The organism is Psychrobacter sp. UBA2769 (genome assembly GCF_002352555.1).
Lineage (GTDB): Bacteria > Pseudomonadota > Gammaproteobacteria > Pseudomonadales > Moraxellaceae > Psychrobacter > Psychrobacter maritimus.
This window is the reverse complement of record NZ_DEIR01000026.1, coordinates 25388-49325: the sequence shown is the minus strand read 5'-3', so window position 1 is coordinate 49325 and position 23938 is coordinate 25388. Positions and strand designations below refer to the sequence as shown.

The window sequence follows — 23938 nt, the reverse complement described above, 5'->3', positions numbered from 1 at the left end:
TACTTGATAATAAAACGACTGTTTTATTCAAGCTATCGTTTCTATTTTTACGGTCTATATCTTACTGGCTGGCTAGGGATTTATCGTGCTGTTCCTGTTATGACTGTTTAGGGTTCTTGTGCTTGTAATCGAAACAGCTAGTTAGGGATTTTTATAAAGGTCAATATAAGGACTCGATGACGGCTGATTGACGGGCGTACCATCTTCGTTGACGATAATCGGCGTGGCATTAATCGTTGGATCTACAGCTGCCGAACTTGCTAGTGCTGGCGCAGCGCCACTTTCAACGACTGGTATGGCCGCAGGATTGGCCAAATTATTTTCATACATGATGTCATCATCGCCTATCTTTACCCCTCTATCATCAACGACGGTGGTCAGTAGCACCAACTCTGTGATGCCGACGGTATTATTGGCAATATCAATCAAGTGGCTTTGCTGCGTTGGTGTCATACGCCCCATAATATAAACCACGCCATCATTGGTCACCGCCTTAATCTGCGAGGCTTTCACACCATTACTAGAGGCGACTTTTGCCAGTAGTTTAGAGGTAATATAACCATCGTGGACGGTTGAGCTATAGCCCCTTGAGGCACTGACGTTAAGCTCATTATAGACATGACGCACGTCTGGCATAGAGCTGACGACTTTTTCAATTTCTGCTTTGATGGCTTGCGTTGGCACTTCACCGGTGAGCAGTACTTCACTATTAAAGCTATCAATGCTCATACGGCTGGTTTGCTGTAAATTTTCTTGCAGACCATAGACGTTAATCTTGACGGTATGCTCAATACTGCGATCGAGCAGACGCTGCGGAATGGTGCGCTCTGTCATCGGTACGCCATACGTACCTTCTGTACTATTGGTTAAATAGTTGGTGGTACAGCCAGTCGCGGCGATGCTGGTCAGTAGCATCACGCCAATCGCCTTGCGGCGTGATGAGCCAAAAATAGCAGTGCGCAAATGCATCCGTGTCATGATTTACCTCTTAGAACATGATGTAATAATTAAATGATGAATAGTGCTAATAAGTCGTAGTGAGAGTAATACGACTTCGCTTCAATTAATAATTTTTAGTTCAGCTACTTTACTGAATTTTTACGCTAGGCGGTTAGGCTTTTGGTAACGACAGCGTGATGCTGGCATTTATTTTACCGTTTAATTCAACCTTTAAATCCATGTAACTTTAAATCCACTTAAGCTTTCAAACTACTTAAGCTTTTAAACTACTTAAATCCTCAAAAATCTTATTACTATGATTACCAAGCTGAGGCGATAAAAGCGCCTTGTAACCATTCTGCTTGCGTATTTATTAACGGTGCTTGATTGGTATCATTCATCTTATTTTTATTATTGGCATTAGTATTGGCATGGGTATCATAGGCAATCACATCAAACCGACAGTCATAGTCACTATATTGAGGATGCTGCTGCAAAAAATAACGCGCCGCTTTGATAATCTTATTTTGCTTATTTTTTGTCACGCTAAGGGCGGCATCACCAAATCCTGAACGCTGCCGTTGCCGCACTTCAATAAAGATAAGCGTCGACCATGCCTGCCCTTTTTCTAGCATAATTAAGTCAAGCTCACCCACTTTTGGTTGCTGCCAATTTTGCGCCACCAATATCAAGCCTTGCGCTTGTAAAAACTCACGCGCGTCGTGCTCAAAACGGCTGCCTTGACGCTGTGTCGGTGAAGTAAGGGTTAACGGTTTGTCATTTGCCATCACGTCTATGGGCCAGCTGAACATTTCAGAATTATCATAGCACATCATGCTAAACTAACCACTTTCGCGTTCTTATGCTGATTGACTTTTTATTTAAATCAGCCTTTTATAGCGCCACACATTTTTACTATTCGTTTTTAATACTCTTTCTTCATACTTTAATAGTCTTTCTTAATACTCAGAGGTTTTCATGTCTAGCCCTACCGCGATGCCAGCTTGTCTTTATATCGTTGCCACGCCGATTGGTAATTTGAGCGACATGACACCGCACGCAATCGATACCCTAAAGCAGGTTGCTATCATCGCCTGTGAAGACACCCGCACTTCAGGCAAGCTGTTATCACATTTTGGTATCCATACCAAAGATACGAAAGAAACTATTGCTAACGATAGCGATAGCGATAGCAATACCAGCACAACTGACACTGTAAAAGATGCTGATAGCGCTACCAAGCAAAAAGGTCATAATAAGCTTTGGGCCTATCATGAACATAATAGCGCCATTCAAACACCCAAAATTATTGAGATGATTCAGCAAGGTCATTCGGTTGCGCTGATTAGTGATGCTGGCACGCCGCTGATTAGTGACCCCGGTTATCAATTGGTACAAGCCGCCCATGCTGCTGGCGTTCGCGTCTCCCCTATTATTGGTGCCTCTGCTGCTATTGCCGCACTATCCGTTGCAGGATTGCCCTCAGACCGCTTTAGCTTTATTGGCTTTTTACCAGCCAAAACCCACGGTCGCCAAAAACAATTAACGGCTCTGAATGCACGTACCGAAACCTTGATATTTTATGAAGCGCCGCATCGTATTATTGCCAGCTTAGAAGATATGGCTGCTATTTTTGGGGCAGAGCGCGAAGTGACGTTTTGCCGTGAATTGACCAAAACCTTTGAGACCGTGCATAAAAGCACGCTTGGCGAATTGGTTGAATTTGTTAAAGCCGATGACAATCAGCAACGCGGTGAAATTGTCGTCGTCGTTGCTGGGGTAAATGTGGCGCAAGACGATGACGATATCAGTATTCATGATAAATTATTACAGCGCTTACTAGAGGATTTATCGGTTAAAAAAGCGGCTGCCTTAGCTGCCGATATCACAGGCGTCAAAAAGAATGCGCTCTATCAGCGCCTCCTTGAGCTACAAGCAGAATAATTTTTACTATAAAAAAATAAGCGGAGCACTGAAAAATTAAGTACTAATAAATTAGCAAAGCATTGATAAATTAAGCACTGAAAAATTCATTGAGGAGAGAGACATAATGTACGATGTGATGGCGATAGGTAATGCATTGGTTGACCACGAATATCTGCTGTCAGATGCAGCGCTAGAAGAAACTGACCTGACCAAAGGCAATATGACGCTGGCAGGACTCGAAGAGCAACAGCAATTATTGGCGTATTTTAAGCTGGCCGAGATTGCGCCATCAAAACAAGCGGGCGGCGGCTCAGCGGCCAATGCGATGTATACCTTTGCAAGTTTGGGCGGTAAACCTTTTTATGCCTGCCGCGTCGGCGATGATAAACAAGGCAAATTTTATCTAAAAGATTTGCATGAAGCAGGCGTTGCCACTTCCCCTCAGTCAATCCATGCAGGCGGTGTGACCGGTTCGTGCGTGGTGGCAGTGACAGAAGATGGCGAGCGTACCATGCAAACCTTCCTTGGGACTTCAAGCGATATTACCGCGGATAACGTCGACTTTGAGGCACTAACCCAAGCAGGCTGGTTATATTTAGAAGGTTATCTGGCGATGTCTGAAGGTATTCAGCCCGCGATGACCCAACTGCGCCAACAAGCAGGCATCCATGGTGCCAAAATCGCCGTCAGCTTTGCTGATCCTGCGGTGGTAAAGTTTGCCAAAGAAGGTTTACTTAATATGCTTGGCAATAAAGTCGCGGTAATATTCTGTAATAGTGAAGAAGCCAAATTATTCACCGATAAAAAACAGCATAAATCGGCGGCGCGAGCTTTACTTGAACATTGCCAAACGGCGGTTGTTACCGATGGTCCAAATGGCGCCATCATCGCCCATAAGCCAAATGATGAGTCTGAGATTGAGATTTATGAGATTCCGACGCCAGCTGTTGCCAATGTTATTGACACCAATGGCGCTGGTGATAACTATTCTGGGGCGTTTTTATATGCTTTATCACAGCATTATAGCTTGCCAGAATGCGGACGACTTGCCAGCGAAGTAGCCGCACAAGTGATTCAGCAGTTTGGTCCACGCTTATCATCACAAGAGTATCAAGATATCTCGCGCCGTGTTTTAACTGTTTAATCATCTAACTGTCTTAGACCAATCTTTCATAATAAGTCGCTTATAAAAAAGCCCATATCCTAAGATATGGGCTTTTTAGTATTCATTTACAAAGCAGAAGAAAGCAATTGCTTAACTAAGCAGCGGCAAGCGCTTGCTCTAAATCGGCTTTGATATCTTCAATGTGCTCAATACCAATCGATAGACGGACCATATCCGTACTGACCCCAGCATTCTCTAGCTCTTGCTCGTTAAGCTGACGATGGGTAGTGGTTGCTGGATGACAAGCGAGTGATTTAGCATCACCGATATTAACCAAGCGCGTAATCAGTTGCAGCGCATCAATAAAGCGCGCGCCTGCTTCCAAGCCACCTTTTACCCCAAAGGTTAAAATAGCGGATGGCGTGCCTTTCATGTATTTCTTAGCAAGCTCATGCTCAGGATGGTCTGGCAAACCGGCATATTTCACCCAAGCAACCTTATCATGGTCGCGTAGATATTCGGCAACCGCTTGAGCGTTTTGAACATGACGCTCCATACGTAAACCCAGTGTCTGTAAGCCCTGTAAAATACTAAAAGCATTAAGCGGGCTAAGTGCCGCGCCGGTATTACGCAGTGGCGCGACGCGAGCACGAGCGATAAAGGCCGCTGCGCCAACGTCCTTGACGAAATTTACGCCATGATAGCTTTCATCTGGGGTGTTTAATAGTGGGAAGCGCTCAGGGTAATCGCCCCAAGGAAAAGTTCCGCTATCAACAATCGCCCCGCCAATCGAAGTACCGGTACCGCTCATATATTTGGTTAATGAATGAATGACGATATCAGCGCCAAACTCAAATGGACGGCATAACGCCGGAGTCGCAACCGTGCTATCAATCACCACTGGTACGCCATATTCATGCGCGATATCACTTAGTGCTTGGATATCAACAATGTTACCTAATGGGTTACCGATACTTTCCGCAAAGACCATCTTAGTTTTATCATCGATTAAATCACGAATCGCTTCCGGGTTTTTATGGTCAAAAAAGCGGACTTCGATACCTTGACGCGGCAAAGCATGCGCAAATAGATTATAAGTGCCGCCATATAGCGTTGATACCGCGACGATATTATCGCCCGCTTCACAAATGGTTTGAATGGCATAAGTGATGGCCGCCATACCAGACGCTACCGCAAGTGCGCCAATACCGCCTTCAAGTGCCGCAACACGCTCTTCTAATACGGCGTTGGTTGGGTTCATGATACGGGTATAAATGTTACCAGCAACTTTTAGATCGAACAAATCTGCGCCATGCTGGGTATTATCAAACGCATACGAGCTGGTATGATAAATAGGCACGGCAACCGCTTTGGTGGTTGGCTCTACAGTATAGCCGGCGTGAATTGCCAAGGTCTCAAGACGCTGGGTATTTTGCTTAGCTGGTTGTCCATCACTCATAATGTGCTCCTATATATTCGTTAATTATTAAATCAAGATTTTATGATTAAAAAATGTTTTAAAAAATTCATACTAAGATATCTATCACTAAACGACAGTCATAATAAAAAAGCAACAATCATAAAAAAAGCTGAGTTAATCATAACCCAGCTTCTTTATTAAAAGAATAGCAAATTTCTCATCTCTTAATGACAAATATTCATAAGCAATATTTATAAGCAATGAAACTAATAAGCATATTCCTAGGTGATATCGGCGCTATTTTTATAACGATTCGTCAATTTTTATTTATAGTAAGCGTTTTCCGTACGGGTATGATCGGTCTCATCAATCACTTGCGTCAGCTCTGGAATCTGCTGTTTTAACTGTACTTCAACGCCTTGACGTAACGTCATATCAACCGCTGAACAGCCTTGGCAACCGCCACCGAACTTTAATACGGCGGTCAGACCAACGCCTTCTTCATCAATCAATTCAAGCAGCTGTACGTCACCGCCATGCGCGGCCAAGCTTGGGTTAATCTCAGACTGCAAGACATAGTTGATACGCTCTTCGACACTGGCATCGGCACCGACTTTTGGCACTTTTGAGTTTGGCGCACGGAATGTCAGCTGCCCACCGAAACGGTCTTTATTATAATCAATCACCGCATCTTCTAAATAAGGGACCGATGCCGCTTCAATAAATGCCGAAAAATTGTCATAAGTAAATTTCAAATCAGCGCTGTCTTCTTCGCCCGGCTGATTATAAGCCATGCAGCACTCGGCGCGCGGCGTACCTGGATGTTCAACAAAAATACGCACACCGATACCATCTGTATCTTGTTTCGCCAGTAAATCTGCCAAATAACCTTGCGCGGCTTCAGTGATGGTGATGTTACTTTTGGCTTCCGTTTGCTCAGTATCTAACGCTGACTCGTAATCGGCAGCAGGTTCTACTTGAGTATCAGTTGGATTGTGTTCACTCATAATGCTTCCTATGTGTTATGACACAAGCGTTATATTGGTCACGTCTACTGTGTCGTCAATGTCATGTGAGGGTGGGATAAATGAGATTATCCATCATCTTGGTATAGGGTTTTATTGCTTTAACCGTCATGACGGTTCGTATTTATTAACGGTTATTAGCAGTTATTGGCTCTATTATAGCGCACTTAACGCATAATTCCGACCGTGCTACTGCGATTTAGTAGTGGCCTGACTGCTACCTTAATAATCCATTTATCGTAACTGTCCATTCTATATTAAGACCGCAAGCCAACTTATCAAGTTTAAAGCGCTTATTTAATGATAATCAGCATTTTACATTTATTAGCCCTATCCATGTACTTGGTCAACAAAAACCATTTAAAGTTTTTCAAAAGCCATAGCCTCATGAACGCATCCGTTCAATTTTGACGTAAGCAAATCAAATAAGCCTCTTGATTTAATATATAATTTTATATATTATAATTAAATATAACAAAAACTTTCGAATTCAATACCTAGCCTATTGCATGATTGAAATAACCGTTCAAGAAAACGTAGCAGTTTTTACCTAAAAGTACGTTTGCATTGAACTCACATTCAATAAACCACACTTGCACTTTATAAGCGTTTTAATCCGGCATAAAGAGGAGCATCCATCCCATGACTAAATCATTTAAAGACATCACTAAACACGTTTCAACCAATATGGCAAAATTACACAAGCATATTCCTGAAACCAGCAGAGCCTTCTCGCAGCTCGGTGCAGCGGCAACCGCAGATGGCGTATTGGACAAAAAAACCAAAGAGCTGATTGCCCTCGCCTTAGCGGTTGGCGCGCGCTGTGATGCTTGTATCGGTTTTCATACCAAAGCATTGGTACAACTTGGCGCCACCGAGCAAGAAGTCGCTGAAACCTTGGGCATGTGTGTTTATATGGGCGGCGGTCCGTCAATGATGTACGCCGCCGAAGCCGTTGCTTCCTTTAATGAGTTTAGTAAAGACGCTTAAACCTTATTCTTAATTCGCTTCATTGTTAAAAAACTGCCAGTGATTAAATCCATCACTGGCAGTTTTTTTGTCTATACGATGCTGATAGCTCTCATATCCTAGATTCATACCTGTAGATTCATTCATGTCTGTAGACTCACAGTTATGGAAGCATAACTATAAATGGCTAAGTTGTGCTATAACTTAGCCATTACGGCATTTATATACTAATAAGCATGGCCCAAGTTTAAGAGAAAATCTTTATGATGACTGAGAATCTAACGTTAGTGACGACCAAAGATAAGGTGCAAATCGCTGTTTGGGAGATATTCGATAGTCAAAAAACCCATCAATGTTCTAATGTTGATACTAACAATGGCTCTGCTAGAAATGACACTGTTAAAAATAACACTGCTAATCAAGGGCAAAACATTTTCTTAACGCATGGTACTTTTTCAGATAAAAACACCTGCTTAAGAATCGCTGAATACCTAGCTGAGCTTGGCCATCATTGTTATATCATGGAGTGGCGCGGTCATGGCGCAAGCTCGTTATCAAAGGACAAATTCAACTTTGAAACCGTCGCAACCTACGATTTTGCTGCCACTTTCGATTATTTATTTAATGAATTAAAGCTCAGCAATTTACACTGCGTCACTCATAGCGGCGGCGGTGCTTGCTTAACGATGTTTTTAATCCAAAATCCGCATTACATCGCTAAAATCAATAGCCTCAGTATGTTTGCTTGCCAAGTTTATGGTGCAATAGTCAATCCGAAGAACTATTTTAAAATAGTCGCTGCTAAACTATTTACGCGTATAGTCGGCTATATACCTGCCAAAAAACTCAACATGGGACCCATTAACGAAAGCCATCACACCATGAATCAATGGTACGAATGGAATTTGCGTAAAAATTTTCACAGCAGTTTTATTAAGCAAAGTGATATAGATGCTGCTGGTGTCAAAGACAGCGCTTTTGATAATCATAACCGTCAAAAAAATGCTACTCAGTTAACGGATGATGACTGCTTTGATTATCGACAATATATGGCAAAGATTACTACACCGATTTATGCCATCAGCGCCAAGGGTGATACATTCATCTCGCCTTCTCAAGGCTGCCAGTCACTTTTTAACGATTTTAACAATCCTGATAACGTTTTTCGCGAATACTCAATTAATAATGGCAACTTAGACGATTACACCCATAGCCGTATCTTAAACAGCCGTCCTGCCGCCAAAGAGATTTGGCCAACGGTTACTGCGTGGATTGATAAGCATGCCAATTAAAAGAGTCTTATATTTATCTGTCTGAACAAACTTGAATACAGGTAATAGCCAATGGTGATACCCCTCTAAACATCTTTGCACTTGTCAGCAACTCCCATGCTGTGTCAGTATTGGCGGCATTACTTTTTTTAATCAATGAAATATCAGTAGTAGGAAAGTGGCGTATATGAGCGATTCAGCAGAGCAGCATGCAGATAAAAACAAACACTATCGTTATTTGGTATTTATTGGGCGCTTTCAGCCGTTTCATTGCGGTCACAAAGCGGTGGTCGATGAAGCCTTAAAACGTGCCGATAACGTCATTATGCTGATCGGTTCTGCCAACCTACCACGTAGTCTGCGTAATCCGTTCAGTGTCGATGAGCGCGCGACGATGATAAAAAACGCCTACTCGCCAGCAGAAGCGGCACGTATCCACTGCGTTGCACTCGACGATGCACTCTACAATGACACGCGCTGGCTGCAATATGTGCAAGCGGGTGTCAAATCGGTCACTAGCGACTTACAGACGGATATTGGGCTGATTGGTCATTCAAAAGACAGCTCATCGTATTATTTGTCATTATTCCCAAGTTGGGCGTCGGTCTCTGTGCCCAATTATCACAATTTATCCGCCACCCCTATTCGTGACAGCTACCTAATGGGTGCCACGCCAACGCCTGAGCGCACCCCTGAGTCGACCCGCAACGTCCTCAATGACTTTAAAAAGACTGATATTTATCAAAACCTGCATGAAGAAGCGGATTTTGTCGATAAATATAAAAGACAATGGGAATCTGCGCCCTACCCACCAACCTTTATGACTGCTGATGCCTTGGTCGTCCAATCAGGGCATATTTTATTGGTTGAGCGCCGTAGTATGCCAGGGCGCGGGCTGTGGGCATTACCGGGTGGCTTTTTGAATCCAAAAGAAACTTTATTTGATGCCTGTATCCGCGAGCTACGCGAAGAAACTCGCCTTAAAGTCCCTGAACCGGTGCTACGCGGCTCTTGTCATAGTCAGCATACCTTTGACGACCCGTACCGCTCGGCACGTGGGCGCACGATTACTCAAGCCTTTTACTTTCAGCTTAAAAACGACCCAAAAGGCTTACCAAAAGTAAAAGGCGGCGACGATGCTGCCAAGGCTTTTTGGCTACCGCTTGCTGAGCTTGATGCGACTATGATGTTTGAAGACCATTATGCAATTATTACTAAAATGGTTGGTTTATAGAATTTCATCAGACGGCTATTCAATCTTTTATTGACAATTTTTCACGCCAGCGCCGATAGACGGCAATGGTTTAGCGCCGCAACTGTTATTTAAAAAACAGCTACGGCATCTCAAAGCAGAGGAGTTCTGTGATGTATACCAGCAATTTAAACAATTTAATCTTAAATAGCGACAGCTATAAAACCTCACATTGGGTGCAATATCCAAGCGGTAGTGAGTATCTGTCTAGCTATATCGAGGCGCGTAAAGGCGATTACGATGTGGTGTTTTTTGGCTTGCAAGCCTTTATTAAAGAATACTTCAGCACGCCTATTACCCATCAAGATATCGATGAAGCCGAAATGGTCATTCAGGCGCATGGCTTGACCTTTAACCGTGCTGGTTGGGAGCTGATAGTCGATAAGCATGGCGGCTATCTGCCACTGCGCATCGAAGCCATTCCTGAAGGCAGCGTCGTTCCGGCATCCAATGTGGTCTGCCAAATCATCAATACTGACCCTGAGTTTTATTGGCTACCAAGCTATATCGAAACGGCGCTATTACGGGCGATTTGGTATCCTTCAACGGTTGCGAGCGTCTCGCACTATTGCAAAGGCATCATACGTCAGGCACTAGAAAAATCTGCGGATAATACCGAGTCGCTGATTTTCCGTTTGCATGATTTTGGTTCACGCGGTGCTTCGAGCCAAGAATCTGTGGCACTTGGCAGCCTTGCGCATTTGGTGAACTTTGCTGGTACTGATTCGATGACGGCTTTGGTTGCCGCTAGCCGTTGGTATCACATGGATAAAGAGATGCCAGCCTTCTCTATTCCTGCCGCTGAGCACAGTACCATGACCGCTTGGGGCCGTGATGGAGAAACCGCCGCCTTTGCCAATATGATTGAGCAGTTTGGCGGCGCTGGTAAGAGTTTTTCCGTGGTATCTGACAGCTATGATTTATGGAATGCCATTGATAATATTTGGGGCGGCAGCCTAAAAGAAGACGTCAAAAATATGGGCGGGACTTTAGTTATTCGACCTGACAGTGGCGATCCTGCTAAAGTGGTTCGCGAAGCCTTGGAGCGCTTGGCAGTAAAATTTGGTACGACCATTAATAGTAAAGGTTATAAAGTGCTGCCTGATTATGTACGGGTCATCCAAGGTGATGGTATCAGCCCGCAAAGCTTGGGCAAAATCATCGATGTGATATTGAAGGCAGGTTTTAGCGCCGACAATATCACCTTTGGCATGGGCGGCGGGCTACTACAGCAAGTCAATCGCGATACCATGAGTTGGGCGATGAAAGCCAGCGCCATCTCTATCGACGGCGTGTGGACCGACATTTATAAAGACCCCGTCACTAGCCACTCAAAACGCTCGAAAAAAGGCCGTTTGGCGCTGATAAAGAACAGCAACGGAACGTTAGAAACTATTAAAGCTGATAATTTATCGACAGCAGAAGATAACCTATTACGTGATGTATATATCGATGGTAAATTACTTATTGAAGACAACCTCACCGCTATTCGGGAGCGAGCAGGATGGTAGCTACTAAGAAAATGCAGAATAAAATAGCTTCGGTTGCAAGAGACGTGCTGTTCGCCCCTGTGTACCTGTATCAAGGGCACAAAATCAAGCGCGATACCGTGCGCCTGCCCGAACCGAATGGCGAGAGGCATGGTCAAGTTCAATTAAACAATGCAAATAGCAGCGCTGCCAATACCTCAAAAGATAATACACAGCAAACGCTAAACTTGATGGTCGTTGGCGATTCGGCAGCGGCTGGCGTCGGTAGTCAGACCCAGCAAGAGGCGCTTGTCGGCAATTTGATTCCCATTTTGACCCAGCAGCCTGTTATTCAGAGCGCATATCATACATTAAACTGGTCGTTGCAAGCGACGACTGGTCATACCAGCTTTGATATCTTGCGCAGGCTTTATGTGTTGCCTGCGCCAAGCCAGCCTATCGATGTGATGGTATTAAGTGTCGGCGTTAATGACACCACTTCCAACGTCTCTGTTAATCAATGGCAACAGCAAATCGAAAATATCATTGCTATTGCCCAGCGCAAATTTGGTGTGCGAGAGCTGATTTTTTTAAGCTTACCGCCGATGGCGCAGATGCCGGCGATACCTGCACCGTTGAATAACTTCGTCGGTGCCAAAGCCTCTATCCTTGATAACACCTTACAGCAAATTTGTGCCGCTCACGATAGTGTCACCTACATGGCAACCGACTTTGCCCGCATGATAGACGAGCATTCTAATGGCATCCCAATCGATATCAGGGTGATGTTTGCCAGTGATGGCTTTCATCCTAGCAGCCTTATGTACGGTTATTGGGCGCAGCAGTTGGCAGAATTGATTGTCGATTTGCTTGATTCACCAGCACTACCTTCTAAATAATAACAGCTAAAAACTGACTTTCTAAACACTGGCAGCTTAAAATTTAACGTTAAAATTTAAACAAAAAAAACCGCTGAATGTTCAGCGGTTTTTTATGGCTTAGCAAAAGACTGCTTAGCGAAATACATTTATACCATAAGTATAAATTACTCAGCAGCGTCAGTATCAGCAGCTTTCTTACGGCCACCAAACGCACCAAAGCGTTTGTTGAAGCTTGCAACACGGCCTTCAGTAGAAGTTTTACGTTGTTCGCCAGTATAGAATGGATGCGACGCACTTGAGATATCAAGTGGGTAGTATGGATATTCTGTGCCTTCGTATTCACGAGTGGCTTTGGTTTTAACGGTTGAACGAGTTAAGAAAAACACGTCAGCGTTAGTGTCATGGAACAAAACTTCTTGGTAATTTGGATGGATATCTTTACGCATAATAAACTCTCTATGTCCGATGTATGTACAGCGCTTTTGATTAACGACGTTTTTGACTATTAATCACACTAACATACGTAACTGAGGCACTAAGGACATCTTCTGGTCTGGCAACTGCGTCACTGGCTTATTCCAGCACCCAACACCACACCGCTGCTCACTTAGCCTTTCCCCAGCGGGAAAATCAAACCGCGATTTTAACGGTTTTTGTCGCTCGATGCAAGCAGCTTCTACGATAAGAGCTCGTCTTAAAGCCATCCTGCTATGTTAAAAAACCGCGTAAATAACCAAAAAAAAGCAGCCGCACTGGCTGCCTTTTTATGGAAAGCTTATTTTTGGAAAGCTTATTTTTGGAAAAATGGAAAGTTATTTGGTTTTTACAATGTGCCAAACGCCAAGTTTATTATCGCCATCTTTATCGCCAACCTTTGTGTCATTGGCATAAAAGTATAAAGGTTTACCATTCATTGCCCATTGATATTTGCCATCTTCGCGTTTAAAGGCGGCGAACTGCCCTGACGCTTTGGCATTACTCGGTGCCATAAATGCAGGCCAAACGAGCAGACAGGCGCTGCCACATTCTGACTTATTCATAGAATCTTTATCAAAAGTATATAAGGTCATATGGTTGCTAGCATCGACAAGCATGCCGTTTTTACTAGCGACAGGAGCCGTGTTTTTATTGGTCGCTTGCACATCGTGCATGCCCGAATCGTCATTGCCGACCATATTATTTAGGGTTGAGCAACCACTGAGCGCTAGCATGCCACTAAGAGCAGATAATACCAGTATGTGTTTCATAATAACTTCCTTGTTAATAGTGAAAAATTTTTTATTGGATTTCTTCTTGTCGTCGGCTGCCTTTAACCATAATACGTATAATGATTGAGATACGTGAAATGTTTTAGCGCTGACTTCAAGTGTTTTTAATATAGCATAGGCATCAAAGCGCACGTTTCTCTCAGCATATAAATTTACAAAAGCGCCTAAAGTTTACAAATAACGCAAAATTAAATACTTAACTCTATAAATACGCTTAGCAGCGCTCAGGCTTTAACCTACCGCCCCAGTGCTATTCATTGACAAAACTGATGCACGTACTTACCTATTTATCCTTATATAAGTAGCCGTTTTTCGTAGAATAACGCTATAGAAATTAGGAATGACTGCACAATGGCAAATATGACCATCGCGGCTTAAGATACGTATTGAACTTGGCTGCCCATGCACGCATATCGTCTGTATGCATATCGATAGCGACACCCTCTATAAAACATAAGCGGTTTAAAATAAAAATAGTTAGACCTCGATTATTTAAAAGCACCTTGGTATTTAAAAGTAACTTGGTATTTAAAAACATTTTATCTAAAAACAAATCATTTCACGAATACGCCGAGCAGCTCCTGATGACAGGAATGCGATTAAGGATATAACAACGACAATGACTCATTCTTTTACGAACAATCAAGCGCCTGCTACCAAACGGGTTGGTATTCTCGGTGGCGGTACAGCTGGGGCAACCATTGCAATTCGTCTGGCAGCCTTAGGGCTTGAAACCTATCTATTTGAAAAAAACACCTCGCTTATCGATGGTCCACCGATGTGTCATTTGCATGCTGGCGGCAATCTATACCGTGAAATTCCTGATGAAGATTGCGTCGCTCTGCTCAAACAATGCATCGATATTTTACGCCTTTATCCTTATACCATCGATGTACGCCCGACGGTATTTGCTGTGCCTACCCGCGATGAAGGCTTGCCCGAAGACTTGCTACCGCGCCTTGATATCTTGACTGACGCTTATCGTGAGCTTATCGCTGAAGATGCCAATAATAAAGTACTCGGCGAACCTGAAAATTACTATCAGCTCTACAGCCATGAGCAACTGATTGCATTGTCTGAGCGTGAGCAAGTAATGGTGCCGCGGTCAGTTGACGAATGGATGATACCGGTCGCTAAGTATTTGGATTTAAATAAAGTCAAATTTCCGCTGATTGTCGTACAAGAATACGGCTGGAATATCTTTCGCTTGGCGGCGTCTGCGCAATTGGCTTTAGAAGGCTATGAGCATGCGCATGTCTTTACCGATACACAAGTTAAGCAAGTGATGCCTGTTGATTGTGAAAACTGCTCAAACGCTGATCACCATGTGACTAAATGGCGTATCGATTATCAGCAAGGTGCTAGTTTAGACCCTGAAGCGCAATCTAACGGCAAAATCGAATCTATCGAAGTCGATTACTTAATCAACGCTTGCGGTTTTCGTACCGGCGTCATCGATGATATGGTCGGCGTCAAAGTCACGCGTATGGTCGAGTTTAAATCCTCTTATATCACCCATTGGGATGACACCGGCGGGCAGATACCAGAGATTATCGTCTATGGCGATCGCGGTACGCCAGAAGGCATGGCACAGCTAACACCTTACCCCGGTGGCTATTTTCAAATACATGGCATGAGTAAATTTATTACCTTATTTGATGATGGTTTGGTCGCCTCCAACAAAGACAGCGCCCAACCTGAATTGCCGTCGCAATATTTGCACTATATCGAAGATGGCTGGGATAAAGCGCCGCTGCAAGCGCGTAGCCAACAAGCGATTGATTACGTCGCTGAGTTTGTGCCAACCTTTCATAGCGCGCGTACGGTCGGCAATGCGCTATACGGTGGGCAGCAAATACCCGGTCAAGACGATACTTTGCGGGTTGCCGATGTGAGCTTATACTCTAATATTCGCTATGCGCGCGCGGAAAACGTCAAAGCCTCATCGACGCTGATTGCTGCCGATCAAATCGTTGATGAATTGACTGAGCTGGGTTTAATTGATAGTGATATGCCAGAAAATAGTCAGCGTTATGCCCATGAATGGGCGTATTTAGCGCAAAATGATAGTGTAGCGATTGATAAAGTTGCCCGTCATTTGGCGCAAGAACGTGGCTTTCCATTAGCAATGGCAGGCGTAAATCATAGTATTTGTGAGACAAATTAAAATGATTTAAATGTTAATAACATTAAAACAAAAAAGGAGAGAAAGGCTAATGATAAGCCCTTCTCTCCTTTTTTATGTAAAGGCAGTATATATTAGCGCCTAATTAGCTTAGTGCGCTTAGTTACCGGCCATTTTTTCGGTATCGACCGAACCTTCTATGGTTACCACTGTTTTTAGCATGTCAATCGCTTCACTAATGCTATTACATACGACCAAACGCTCGAGGTCTTCTTGCTTCATAAAGCCTTGGTCAGCGGTATATTTTAAATGCTCAATCATACGGTCGTAGAAGCCATTGATATTCAGAATAATCATCGGTTTTTCGTGCTGATATAACTGACGCCACGTAGCGATTTCCATAATTTCTTCCAGCGTCCCAAGCCCGCCCGGTAAGGTAATAAAGGCATCGGCATATTCTGCCATCACCGTTTTACGGGTATGCATGGTATCCGTCAAATGCAGACGGGTCAGCTGCTCATGAGCAATTTCGTGCTTGAGCATAAAAGTTGGAATCACACCAACCGCTTGCGCGCCACCTTGGATGACTTCATCTGCCACTGCGCCCATCAGCCCGATGCTCGCGCCACCGTAGACCAAACCCATGCCATTATCGGCCAGCTCACGGCCAAGCTCGCGCGCTGCCTGCTCGTAGACTTCATTATTGCCCAAACGCGAACCACAATAAACCGCTACTAATGGCATCGTCAACGCTGATTTATCCACTGCTTTTTCAATATTGGTAATATCTTGACTGGTAATGACTTCATAAGTGTCATTATTAATTTTCATTTGCATAAAGCTTCCTTAATTTTCATATCGACTTTTTATTAAATATATAGCTATTAAATTCTTAGCTATTAAAACACGTTTATTCATACCTGGTGGTTTGTTGATGTGTGTTGATTGGTCAAAATAAATACTGATTAATTTTTTTGGTTAATATTGTGCAAAACAAGCCGCATAGAACTCGCACATAGAACCTGCTTATAGAACTTAGAAGTCATTTTCGCCTACCTTCCTACCTAAGATTTATTTTACCATAAGCGGTGTTGTAACTCGGTCATCATGCGATTATCGCAGAGTTATGCCATAGATTAAATTAATCGCAGCTCAATGACGATATGATTAACATTGATTATTAAACGCTCAGCGCATCTTAAGCATTTTTATTTACCCAAAGCACTTACTGATAAAAAAGCACCTACTCATAAAAATGACAAAAATATATTAAGGTTAAACCATGGAAAATACGCAGAATCAAACGGATACTTACTCACTAAGCATCATGACTGAGCGCAATCGGGCATTGGCAGCGACTGTCTATCGCCCTAAAGATGAGGTGAAAGCAGCGGTCATGATCGCGCCAGCGACCGGTATCAAACGCCAGTTTTATCACAATTTTGCCACTTATTTAGCAGCCAGTGGCTTTGGTGTCCTAACCTTTGATAATGAAGGTATCGGTGAATCGCTATCGTCTGATTTGGCTAAATGTGATGCCTCTTTAATCAGCTGGGGTCGCCATGATATGCCAGCCGTGCTTGATGCCTTACAAGACGAATTTACCGATGCGACTTATCATTTAATTGGTCATAGCGCCGGTGGTCAGCTGATAGGTTTAATGCCAAACTACCAAGCCATTACGTCGGTATTCAATGTCGCTTGCTCATCAGGCCGTATCAAAAATATGGACATGCCTTATAAGCTCAAAGCGATGGGTTTTATGGATGCCTTTATCCCACTCACTAACTTAACGTTCGGTTATACCCCAGCGGATAAAATCGGTATGGGCGAGCCGCTACCACGCGGCGTCGCTCGTCAATGGCGCGAGTGGTGCAATGGCGCAGGCTATATCAAGACCGCTTTTGGCAGAAGCATTCATACTCACTTCTATGATGAGCTTGATATGCCAGCATTGTGGCTTGGCTTTAGCGATGATGAGATTGCCAATAGCAAAAACATGGATGATATGATTCGCGTCTTTAGCAAAATGCCAGTCGAAAAACGCTTTTTTGAGCCAAAAGAGTTCGGCTTAAACAGTATCGGTCATATGCGCTATTTTAGTAGCAGAACCAATGCTAAAGCCCCACAGCTTTGGCAAATGGCAGTCGATTGGTTAGCTAAGCAGCAATAAGTTCTGTTGAGTTAATCCATTTAAGCGCAAGTCTATTTAATCTTGCGTGTTTTTTGCTGCCTGTTCTGCTTTAACACGCTTGGTCAAAGCAGAATAAAGCGACGGCTGCATATTATGGACGTTACCCAGCATCCATTTTACGTAGCTGATAGGTACGTCTTTAATCGGCATGCCTTTATGTTTACCAAAGGGCATTTTGCTCACCGGATTGGCTTTATTGGCGATAGCGTGGGCCGCCGAAAAATCTGTCGGTGCAATCTCTAAACGCTCGCAGCAGGCCTGATAAAGCAGATAACACATGCGCGCATCGCCTAGCGCATCATGAGCGGCAATCGTCATCCTACTTGCTTCGCCTTTACCTAATAACTGCTCGATGCATTTGGACTGACCATAGGCGCTCCACTCTGGAAAGGCGACGCGCGCCAGCCGCACCGTACATATTAGCTTAGCAGACGGACTGCCAATCACCCGCCAATCAAAGCGCACATTATGCCCAATCAAATACTGCGGCAACTCAAACGCATCCAACTCAAAGCGCTCAAGACCGGCGACATCATCATCGGTGATGCCATGGATTTTAATGACGACTGGCGATATCGAACGCCCACTATTAAAGTATTTCATCCACTCAAATCCCGTCGCTACATTAATAGTCGCCACTTGAATCGGACGCGGATCACGACCTTGATCGGTTTCGGTATCGATAATCAGCGCAGTATCAGTCATAAAGATTTAGCCATCATTATTTAAGCATAGTTGTTTAAACATAGTTATTTCGCTATAGGTAACAACATTGGTGTTTTAAGTGCAATTGTAAAAGCTAGGTAAATTTAAAAGCCGCGTGAATTTTAAAAACTACGTTATATTTATGGGGATAAAAACCAGAAATAACAATGGCATACAAAGAATAGAGACGTTAACTCTTATACTACCCATTAGAGTTAACTCAAAAAAAATAAAGAGATATCGATGCTAGCAGATGGTAATAAGCTTCCGCCAAATCCAAATTCAAAACCAACCTTTTTACGCCGTGTAATAAGTGTATTCATCAAGGCAGCTGTATTATTGATGCTGTTATTTGTATTTGACAAGCTCTTACCGAGTATCAGTCAACGGACTCAGTCGTTTGTCATAGCAAAATGGCAACAGCTCAGTTTATTACAACAACCACTGCCCACAGAAAACAGTCTGCCCTCGCCATTACTAGCACAGCACCTAACCGATACATGGGGCGCTGCGCGCAGCCAAGGTCGCTCTCACGAAGGCATCGATATATTTGCCAAGCGAGGTACGCCGATACAAGCAACGACACAAGGCATAGTCAGTAAAGTCGGTGAAAATACGTTAGGCGGTCGCGTGGTGTTCATCATTGGACCGGGCGGCGCAGGACATTATTATGCGCATCTAGAGGATTATGCCGATATTAGCCCGAACGACTGGGTCAATGCCGGCGATATCATCGGTTACGTCGGCGACAGTGGTAATGCCAAAGGTACGCCGCCGCACGTCCATTACGGGATTTATATCAATGGCAGCGCGGTCAATCCTTATCCTTTGCTGCAAAAGCCTGACAGCTAGCCTTTAAAACTTTAGTGCAAAAAATTAAGCTTGTAAAAATCAAGCTTCTAAAACGTTAAACCTCTAAACTTCCAATAAAAAATTTAACGGTCCATCGTTGATACTTGCCACTTGCATATCAGCGCCAAACTCACCAGTTGCTACATTAGGATGCTGGGTTTTGGCGTAATTTACCAGTTGTTCAAATAAGGCTTGCGCGGCATCGGGTGCCATTGCTCCGCCAAAGTCAGGACGGCGACCCTTATCGGTTTTCGCCATCAAGGTAAATTGTGAGACCAATAATAAGCCACCGCCTACTTGCTGGACATTTTTATCCAATTTACCAAACTTAGCAGGGTCATCATCATTATCAAAAATGCGATAAGTGAGAATTTTATCAATCATGCGCTGCGCACTTTGCAGATTATCATCATGACCTAAGCCAATATAGGCCAATAGGCCATGCTCAATCTCACCAACGCAGTGCGCATCGACAGTGACACTCGCACGGTGCACCCTTTGTATCAGTGCTCTCATTTACGGCCTTCCTTATTTATAAATAGCTTACAGTTTATGGCCATACAACAATACCCTGACCATGATAAAATACCGCCATTAACTTGCCTAATTAATTATTACATCAAACCCTATTTTGGTAGCCTCATTATGAATTTATTTGCCACCCTTCAACAATTTGTGCCGCAGCAGCAGTTGAGTAAAGTCGCTGGACGTTTGGCCGCCAGCCGCCATCCTTATGTTAAGCGCACCTTTATTCGCAGCTTTGCCAAAGCTTACAATGTGAGCTTAGATGAATACGAGCGCCAAAGCTTTAACGCTTATGAAAGCTTTAATGACTTTTTTACCCGTGAGCTAAAAGACGACGCGCGTATCATTGATAGCAGCGCAAATGGCATTGTCAGTCCTGCTGATGGCGTCATCTCCCAGCTCGGGCAAATACGCGACCATAAATTGCTGCAAGCCAAAGGTCGTGACTATGACATCGGACAATTACTGGCCAATAGCGAAGAGGGCAGCTATTTTGCTGATGGCAGCTTTGCGACCGTATATCTAGCGCCGAGCAACTATCACCGCGTGCATATGCCATTTGCTGGTACCTTGACCAAAACCCGTTATGTACCGGGTACGCTATTTTCTGTTAATAATACCACGGCAGCAAATGTCCCTGATTTGTTTGCCCGTAACGAGCGTTTGGTGTGTTTATTTGACACAGAATACGGCAAAGCGGCGGTGGTCATGGTGGGTGCGATGATTGTCGCTGGTATCGAAACGGTAGCCACCGGCAAAATCAGCCGCACTGAGGATATCCAAGAAGTAGATCACGACATGAGCTTTGCAAAAGGCGATGAGCTTGGACGCTTTTACTTAGGTTCAACGGCGATTGTCGTTTTGCCAAAAGCTGCAAAAGCGGATTGGCAGGACAGCATGAAAGCCAATAGCGTGGTACAAATGGGACAGTTATTGGGTGTTGCTAACGCTAAATAAACCGCTGTTTCATGATAAAAATATAAGCCCAATTAAGTGTGAATCATCATGCTTAATTGGGCTTTTTAATGGACTTTACAGCTCATTGCCCTAACTATAAATGGTAAATTATAGTTCTATTTATCTAAGCATCAATCAACCATCCTTGCTTAGTCGCATAGTCAATCTGTTTTGCTAGCCAATCATGGATACTAGGAAAGCTGTCTTTAATAAATTCATGCGCGCCAGCCACTTGCGAGCGTGTAACGTTAGCATCAATCCAGGTTTTTCCATTGGTATTTAAATTAAGCAAAAACGGTAACAAGCGATCAACCACTCTCAGCAGCTGGGTTTCTTTACTATGACCCGTTTCCTGCTTTTCCCAAACCTCACTTAAATCAGCAATCCCATTTCCACGCTCGCTCTGTAATCGAGCAATTCCGGCACGCTCATCAACGTGCGCATCACCACGGCTATCGGCGTATAGAAAAGTATCGCCAGCATCAATCTCACCCAAATCATGTATCAATGCCATCTTGAGCAATTTTTCGTGATTAACATCAAGCTCAAACAACTCAGCGATTGACCAACATGCCATCGCCAAATGCCAAGAATGCTCGGCAGAGTTTTCCAATCGAGGCGTGCCCGTCACATAGCTGCGCCGATTGATACATTTAAGGGCATCAAGCTCTAATAAAAAATGCGTCACGTCATCGATATCGATATTTAAGGCGAGCTTTGGATTGGGTAATGGTGTTTGTCTGGTTGATAATGTGGCGTTTGCTGAAATGGTTTCTAACGGCATGGCTTGCTCTGCTTTAATCGGTGAATGGTTAGCGCTTTATCTAACTCTAATCTTTATGCAAAGGTGCTTATTATAGTAGATATTTTACGCCTACTGCTAACCATCTATTTTTTTCGACGGGCGATAATGGCAAGTGTCTTAATTTTTTATTGTTTAAAACTAAACTAATGCTCATAATAAGGCGAAAGGCGATGCATAAGACTATGGACAATGCTATGCAAAAAATAATGGATAATAACCTGCACCAGACAAGGATATGTCGATGCCACCCACCACTGACGCCACAACGCGTGCTAATTCATCAACTGCAACTTCAGCACGTATTCAGAAAAAACCGCCCAATAAATGGCTTATCATCGCAGGCTTCTCTCTTTTACTGGGGGTCAATCAGTTTTTATGGCTGACCTTTGCGACCATCGTAATTAGCACCGAGGCACATTTCGGCGTTAATGAATTTTTTGCCAATCTCTTAACCTTGATGTTCCCTATCGTCTTTGTGCTACTAGCGATCCATTCTGGCAAGGTACTCGATAACATTGGCTATAAAAAAATCGTCAGCTTAGCGGCGCTGCTTATGCTGATAGGCTCAATAATACGTTGGTTGGGCGCTGATTATTATTGGCTAGTATTTGCAGGGCAATTACTGATTGCCATCGCTCAGCCGTATATCACCAATGCTATCAATCAAGTGACATCCGACTGGTTTGATAAGTCGCAAATCGCCACCGTAACGGGCGTGATTATGGGTGGGATGTTTTTGGCGACTGCCCTTGGCGCTTTTGCCCCTGCCCCATTAATCGAGGCATTTGGCTTCTCTGGTATGCTACTCATCAATGTCATTATTACGGCAGTGGCGGTAGTAGGGTTTTTATTAGTGGTCGCTGAAAAACCCAAACAACAAGATAGCGCTATCTCACTGCACGAAATCGAATCGCTATTAAAAAACAAGCGCCTATGGTTTATCTCATTAGCGGTGTTTATTGCGATGGGCTATTTTAATGGATTAAGTAACTGGATTGCGCCTATTCTTGCGCCGCGCGGTATTGATGAAGCGACGGCGGGCATCATTACTGCCATGCTAATCGTCGGCGGTATTTTAGGCGCGCTGCTGATTCCACTATTATCTGACTATCTGCAAAAACGGCGCATTTTTTTAATATTGGCAACGCTAATTGGTGCTAGCGCCACCTATCCCTTGTTATATTTAACGACAGGAACCACAACATTATTGCTGAGCTTTATATTAGGATTTTTCTTGCTGGCAGGTTATCCATTACTGATTGCCGCCGCTGAAGATACCGTACACGCTTCACAAGCGGCTAAAGCAGTTGCCATGCTAATGATGATGGGCAATCTAGGTGGCGTTATGATGGTGTTGCTGATGCAGGGCGTGAAAGGACTGACAGGCAGTTGGACGCCGACTGGTTGGGTACTGATTATTGCCGTTGCTTCAGCTACTTTTTTAGTCTTAAAAATACAGGATAAGCCAGCAATTAAATCTACTGTTAAACCAAGTTCAAACGTTGTTTAAAAGCGTTATTTCAAATCGTTACTTAAAAGCGAAAAAAGTTAGTATTGAAAAAAAATAGCGCCTAAGTCTTAAGCGCTATCTTTTTTATTAATGATTAAAAATTGTTTTATAACCAATCAATCCAGCTAATTAAGCTACTTGATTAAATTGCTAATTGTCTTAAAGGCAGGGTCTTTACTACTGCGACAAAGCTCAAAAAGAATGGATTCTACCGTACTAATCACGCCACCAGCGCGGCGAATACGGCGAATCGCTTGCTTCTTATCATAAGGAAAGCGCGAGCCAACCGCATCACCAATAATAACCGGCTGCATGCCATTATCGAGCAAATCAAGCGCCGTTTGCATGACGCAGACATGCGCTTCCACCCCAAATAATAGAACAATGCTACGATTCTGCTGCGCTAAATAATGCCACGAATCGTCATTATCACAAGCGCTAAAAGTGACTTTTTCAAAGCTTTTGGCATTATCACCTTCTAGCACATCACGTATCTCAGGCAGGGTATCGCCAAGTCCCTTTTTATATTGCTCATTGAGCATAATAGGAATATCAAGCGCTTGCAGCCCTTTGATTAGCGTGACGGTCTTTTTGACAATATTTTCATGGTCATAGATATGCGGCGTTAAGCGTTCTTGAACATCGATAATCATCGCTTGGGTATTTTCACGGGCGATACGATAAGTGCGATCGGTAATCATGGTAGACATAGTACACTCCTTGTACGACTGATATTAATA

The 23938-nt window shown here is 43.7% G+C and carries 23 protein-coding genes; 12 read left to right on the top strand and 11 right to left on the bottom strand.

The genetic code is table 11. The annotated features are described in order from the left end of the window. Positions 1 to 141: 141 nt before the first annotated feature. Together B3Q63_RS13015 and B3Q63_RS13010 are read right to left on the bottom strand one after the other, a co-directional pair. Positions 142 to 978 carry a BON domain-containing protein gene (locus B3Q63_RS13015; protein WP_296177511.1) on the bottom strand — a complete coding sequence of 279 codons (837 nt, stop codon included), beginning with the start codon at positions 976 to 978 and terminating at the stop codon, positions 142 to 144. A gap of 281 nt (positions 979 to 1259) precedes the next feature. Continuing rightward, the gene (locus tag B3Q63_RS13010; RefSeq protein ID WP_296177508.1) at positions 1260 to 1775 is read right to left on the bottom strand and encodes a YraN family protein; all 516 of its coding nucleotides are present in this window, start codon (positions 1773 to 1775) and stop codon (positions 1260 to 1262) included. Positions 1776 to 1917: 142 nt separating this feature from the next. Here B3Q63_RS13010 and rsmI point away from each other — a divergent pair, with 142 nt between their 5' ends. Beyond that, positions 1918 to 2883 (top strand): 16S rRNA (cytidine(1402)-2'-O)-methyltransferase, encoded by a 966-nt coding sequence (gene rsmI / locus B3Q63_RS13005; protein WP_296177505.1) that lies wholly within the window; start codon positions 1918 to 1920, stop codon positions 2881 to 2883. Between the two features lie 106 nt (positions 2884 to 2989). After that, positions 2990 to 4009, top strand: coding sequence for an adenosine kinase (locus B3Q63_RS13000; RefSeq protein ID WP_296177502.1), 1020 nt, complete (start codon positions 2990 to 2992; stop codon positions 4007 to 4009). Between the two features lie 115 nt (positions 4010 to 4124). On the opposite strand, the gene B3Q63_RS12995 is transcribed toward B3Q63_RS13000, so the two are convergent. Continuing rightward, positions 4125 to 5429 (bottom strand): O-acetylhomoserine aminocarboxypropyltransferase/cysteine synthase family protein, encoded by a 1305-nt coding sequence (locus tag B3Q63_RS12995; protein WP_201565740.1) that lies wholly within the window; start codon positions 5427 to 5429, stop codon positions 4125 to 4127. A gap of 284 nt (positions 5430 to 5713) precedes the next feature. Beyond that, complete coding sequence (gene nfuA / locus B3Q63_RS12990; RefSeq protein ID WP_183621311.1) at positions 5714 to 6397, bottom strand: Fe-S biogenesis protein NfuA; 684 nt, start codon at positions 6395 to 6397, stop codon at positions 5714 to 5716. A gap of 660 nt (positions 6398 to 7057) precedes the next feature. Here nfuA and B3Q63_RS12985 point away from each other — a divergent pair. The 5 genes from B3Q63_RS12985 (at position 7058) to B3Q63_RS12965 (ending at position 12275) form a co-directional block, all read left to right on the top strand. Further along, positions 7058 to 7405, top strand: coding sequence for a carboxymuconolactone decarboxylase family protein (locus B3Q63_RS12985; protein WP_201565742.1), 348 nt, complete (start codon positions 7058 to 7060; stop codon positions 7403 to 7405). Between the two features lie 242 nt (positions 7406 to 7647). After that, positions 7648 to 8676, top strand: a complete 1029-nt coding sequence (locus tag B3Q63_RS12980; RefSeq protein ID WP_296177492.1) for an alpha/beta fold hydrolase — start codon at positions 7648 to 7650, stop codon at positions 8674 to 8676. A gap of 166 nt (positions 8677 to 8842) precedes the next feature. Further along, positions 8843 to 9889, top strand: a complete 1047-nt coding sequence (locus B3Q63_RS12975; RefSeq protein WP_201565746.1) for a bifunctional nicotinamide-nucleotide adenylyltransferase/Nudix hydroxylase — start codon at positions 8843 to 8845, stop codon at positions 9887 to 9889. A 131-nt stretch (positions 9890 to 10020) separates the two neighbouring features. Further along, positions 10021 to 11418, top strand: a complete 1398-nt coding sequence (locus tag B3Q63_RS12970) for a nicotinate phosphoribosyltransferase (RefSeq protein WP_296177490.1) — start codon at positions 10021 to 10023, stop codon at positions 11416 to 11418. Then, the gene (locus B3Q63_RS12965) at positions 11412 to 12275 is read left to right on the top strand and encodes an SGNH/GDSL hydrolase family protein (RefSeq protein ID WP_296177488.1); all 864 of its coding nucleotides are present in this window, start codon (positions 11412 to 11414) and stop codon (positions 12273 to 12275) included. The genes B3Q63_RS12970 and B3Q63_RS12965 overlap by 7 nt, the downstream gene beginning before the upstream one ends. 146 nt (positions 12276 to 12421) lie before the next feature. Here the strand turns inward: B3Q63_RS12965 and B3Q63_RS12960 are convergent, their stop codons facing one another. Continuing rightward, positions 12422 to 12703, bottom strand: a complete 282-nt coding sequence (locus B3Q63_RS12960) for a type B 50S ribosomal protein L31 (protein ID WP_149491046.1) — start codon at positions 12701 to 12703, stop codon at positions 12422 to 12424. A 366-nt stretch (positions 12704 to 13069) separates the two neighbouring features. Further along, positions 13070 to 13504, bottom strand: a complete 435-nt coding sequence (locus B3Q63_RS12955) for a hypothetical protein (protein ID WP_201565752.1) — start codon at positions 13502 to 13504, stop codon at positions 13070 to 13072. A 640-nt stretch (positions 13505 to 14144) separates the two neighbouring features. Here B3Q63_RS12955 and B3Q63_RS12950 point away from each other — a divergent pair. Then, positions 14145 to 15692: an FAD-dependent oxidoreductase gene (locus B3Q63_RS12950; protein ID WP_296177485.1), complete on the top strand. Its 1548-nt coding sequence runs from the start codon at positions 14145 to 14147 to the stop codon at positions 15690 to 15692. Between the two features lie 117 nt (positions 15693 to 15809). Here B3Q63_RS12950 and B3Q63_RS12945 read toward each other — a convergent pair whose 3' ends face one another. Continuing rightward, a complete protein-coding gene (locus B3Q63_RS12945; protein WP_201629594.1) occupies positions 15810 to 16487 on the bottom strand; it encodes a TIGR00730 family Rossman fold protein in 678 nt (225 codons plus the stop codon). A gap of 445 nt (positions 16488 to 16932) precedes the next feature. On the opposite strand from B3Q63_RS12945, the gene B3Q63_RS12940 reads away from it, so the two are divergent. Continuing rightward, complete coding sequence (locus B3Q63_RS12940) at positions 16933 to 17823, top strand: alpha/beta fold hydrolase (RefSeq protein ID WP_296177479.1); 891 nt, start codon at positions 16933 to 16935, stop codon at positions 17821 to 17823. 36 nt (positions 17824 to 17859) lie between these two features. Here the strand turns inward: B3Q63_RS12940 and B3Q63_RS12935 are convergent, their stop codons facing one another. After that, positions 17860 to 18549, bottom strand: coding sequence for a putative quorum-sensing-regulated virulence factor (locus tag B3Q63_RS12935; protein ID WP_296177477.1), 690 nt, complete (start codon positions 18547 to 18549; stop codon positions 17860 to 17862). 243 nt (positions 18550 to 18792) lie between these two features. On the opposite strand from B3Q63_RS12935, the gene B3Q63_RS12930 reads away from it, so the two are divergent. Then, a complete protein-coding gene (locus tag B3Q63_RS12930; protein WP_296177473.1) occupies positions 18793 to 19401 on the top strand; it encodes a M23 family metallopeptidase in 609 nt (202 codons plus the stop codon). A 63-nt stretch (positions 19402 to 19464) separates the two neighbouring features. Here B3Q63_RS12930 and dtd read toward each other — a convergent pair whose 3' ends face one another. Continuing rightward, positions 19465 to 19917, bottom strand: coding sequence for a D-aminoacyl-tRNA deacylase (gene dtd / locus B3Q63_RS12925; protein WP_201565761.1), 453 nt, complete (start codon positions 19915 to 19917; stop codon positions 19465 to 19467). Positions 19918 to 20046: 129 nt separating this feature from the next. Between dtd and asd the strand changes: the two genes are divergently transcribed. Next, entirely contained in the window at positions 20047 to 20883 is an 837-nt protein-coding gene (gene asd / locus B3Q63_RS12920; protein WP_201625341.1) for an archaetidylserine decarboxylase, read from the top strand. 124 nt (positions 20884 to 21007) lie between these two features. Here the strand turns inward: asd and B3Q63_RS12915 are convergent, their stop codons facing one another. Then, complete coding sequence (locus B3Q63_RS12915; RefSeq protein WP_296177470.1) at positions 21008 to 21667, bottom strand: HD domain-containing protein; 660 nt, start codon at positions 21665 to 21667, stop codon at positions 21008 to 21010. Positions 21668 to 21929: 262 nt separating this feature from the next. On the opposite strand from B3Q63_RS12915, the gene B3Q63_RS12910 reads away from it, so the two are divergent. Continuing rightward, the gene (locus B3Q63_RS12910; RefSeq protein ID WP_296177467.1) at positions 21930 to 23198 is read left to right on the top strand and encodes a CynX/NimT family MFS transporter; all 1269 of its coding nucleotides are present in this window, start codon (positions 21930 to 21932) and stop codon (positions 23196 to 23198) included. 134 nt (positions 23199 to 23332) lie between these two features. On the opposite strand, the gene B3Q63_RS12905 is transcribed toward B3Q63_RS12910, so the two are convergent. Next, positions 23333 to 23908 (bottom strand): isochorismatase family protein, encoded by a 576-nt coding sequence (locus B3Q63_RS12905; protein ID WP_173239808.1) that lies wholly within the window; start codon positions 23906 to 23908, stop codon positions 23333 to 23335. Positions 23909 to 23938: the final 30 nt, after the last annotated feature.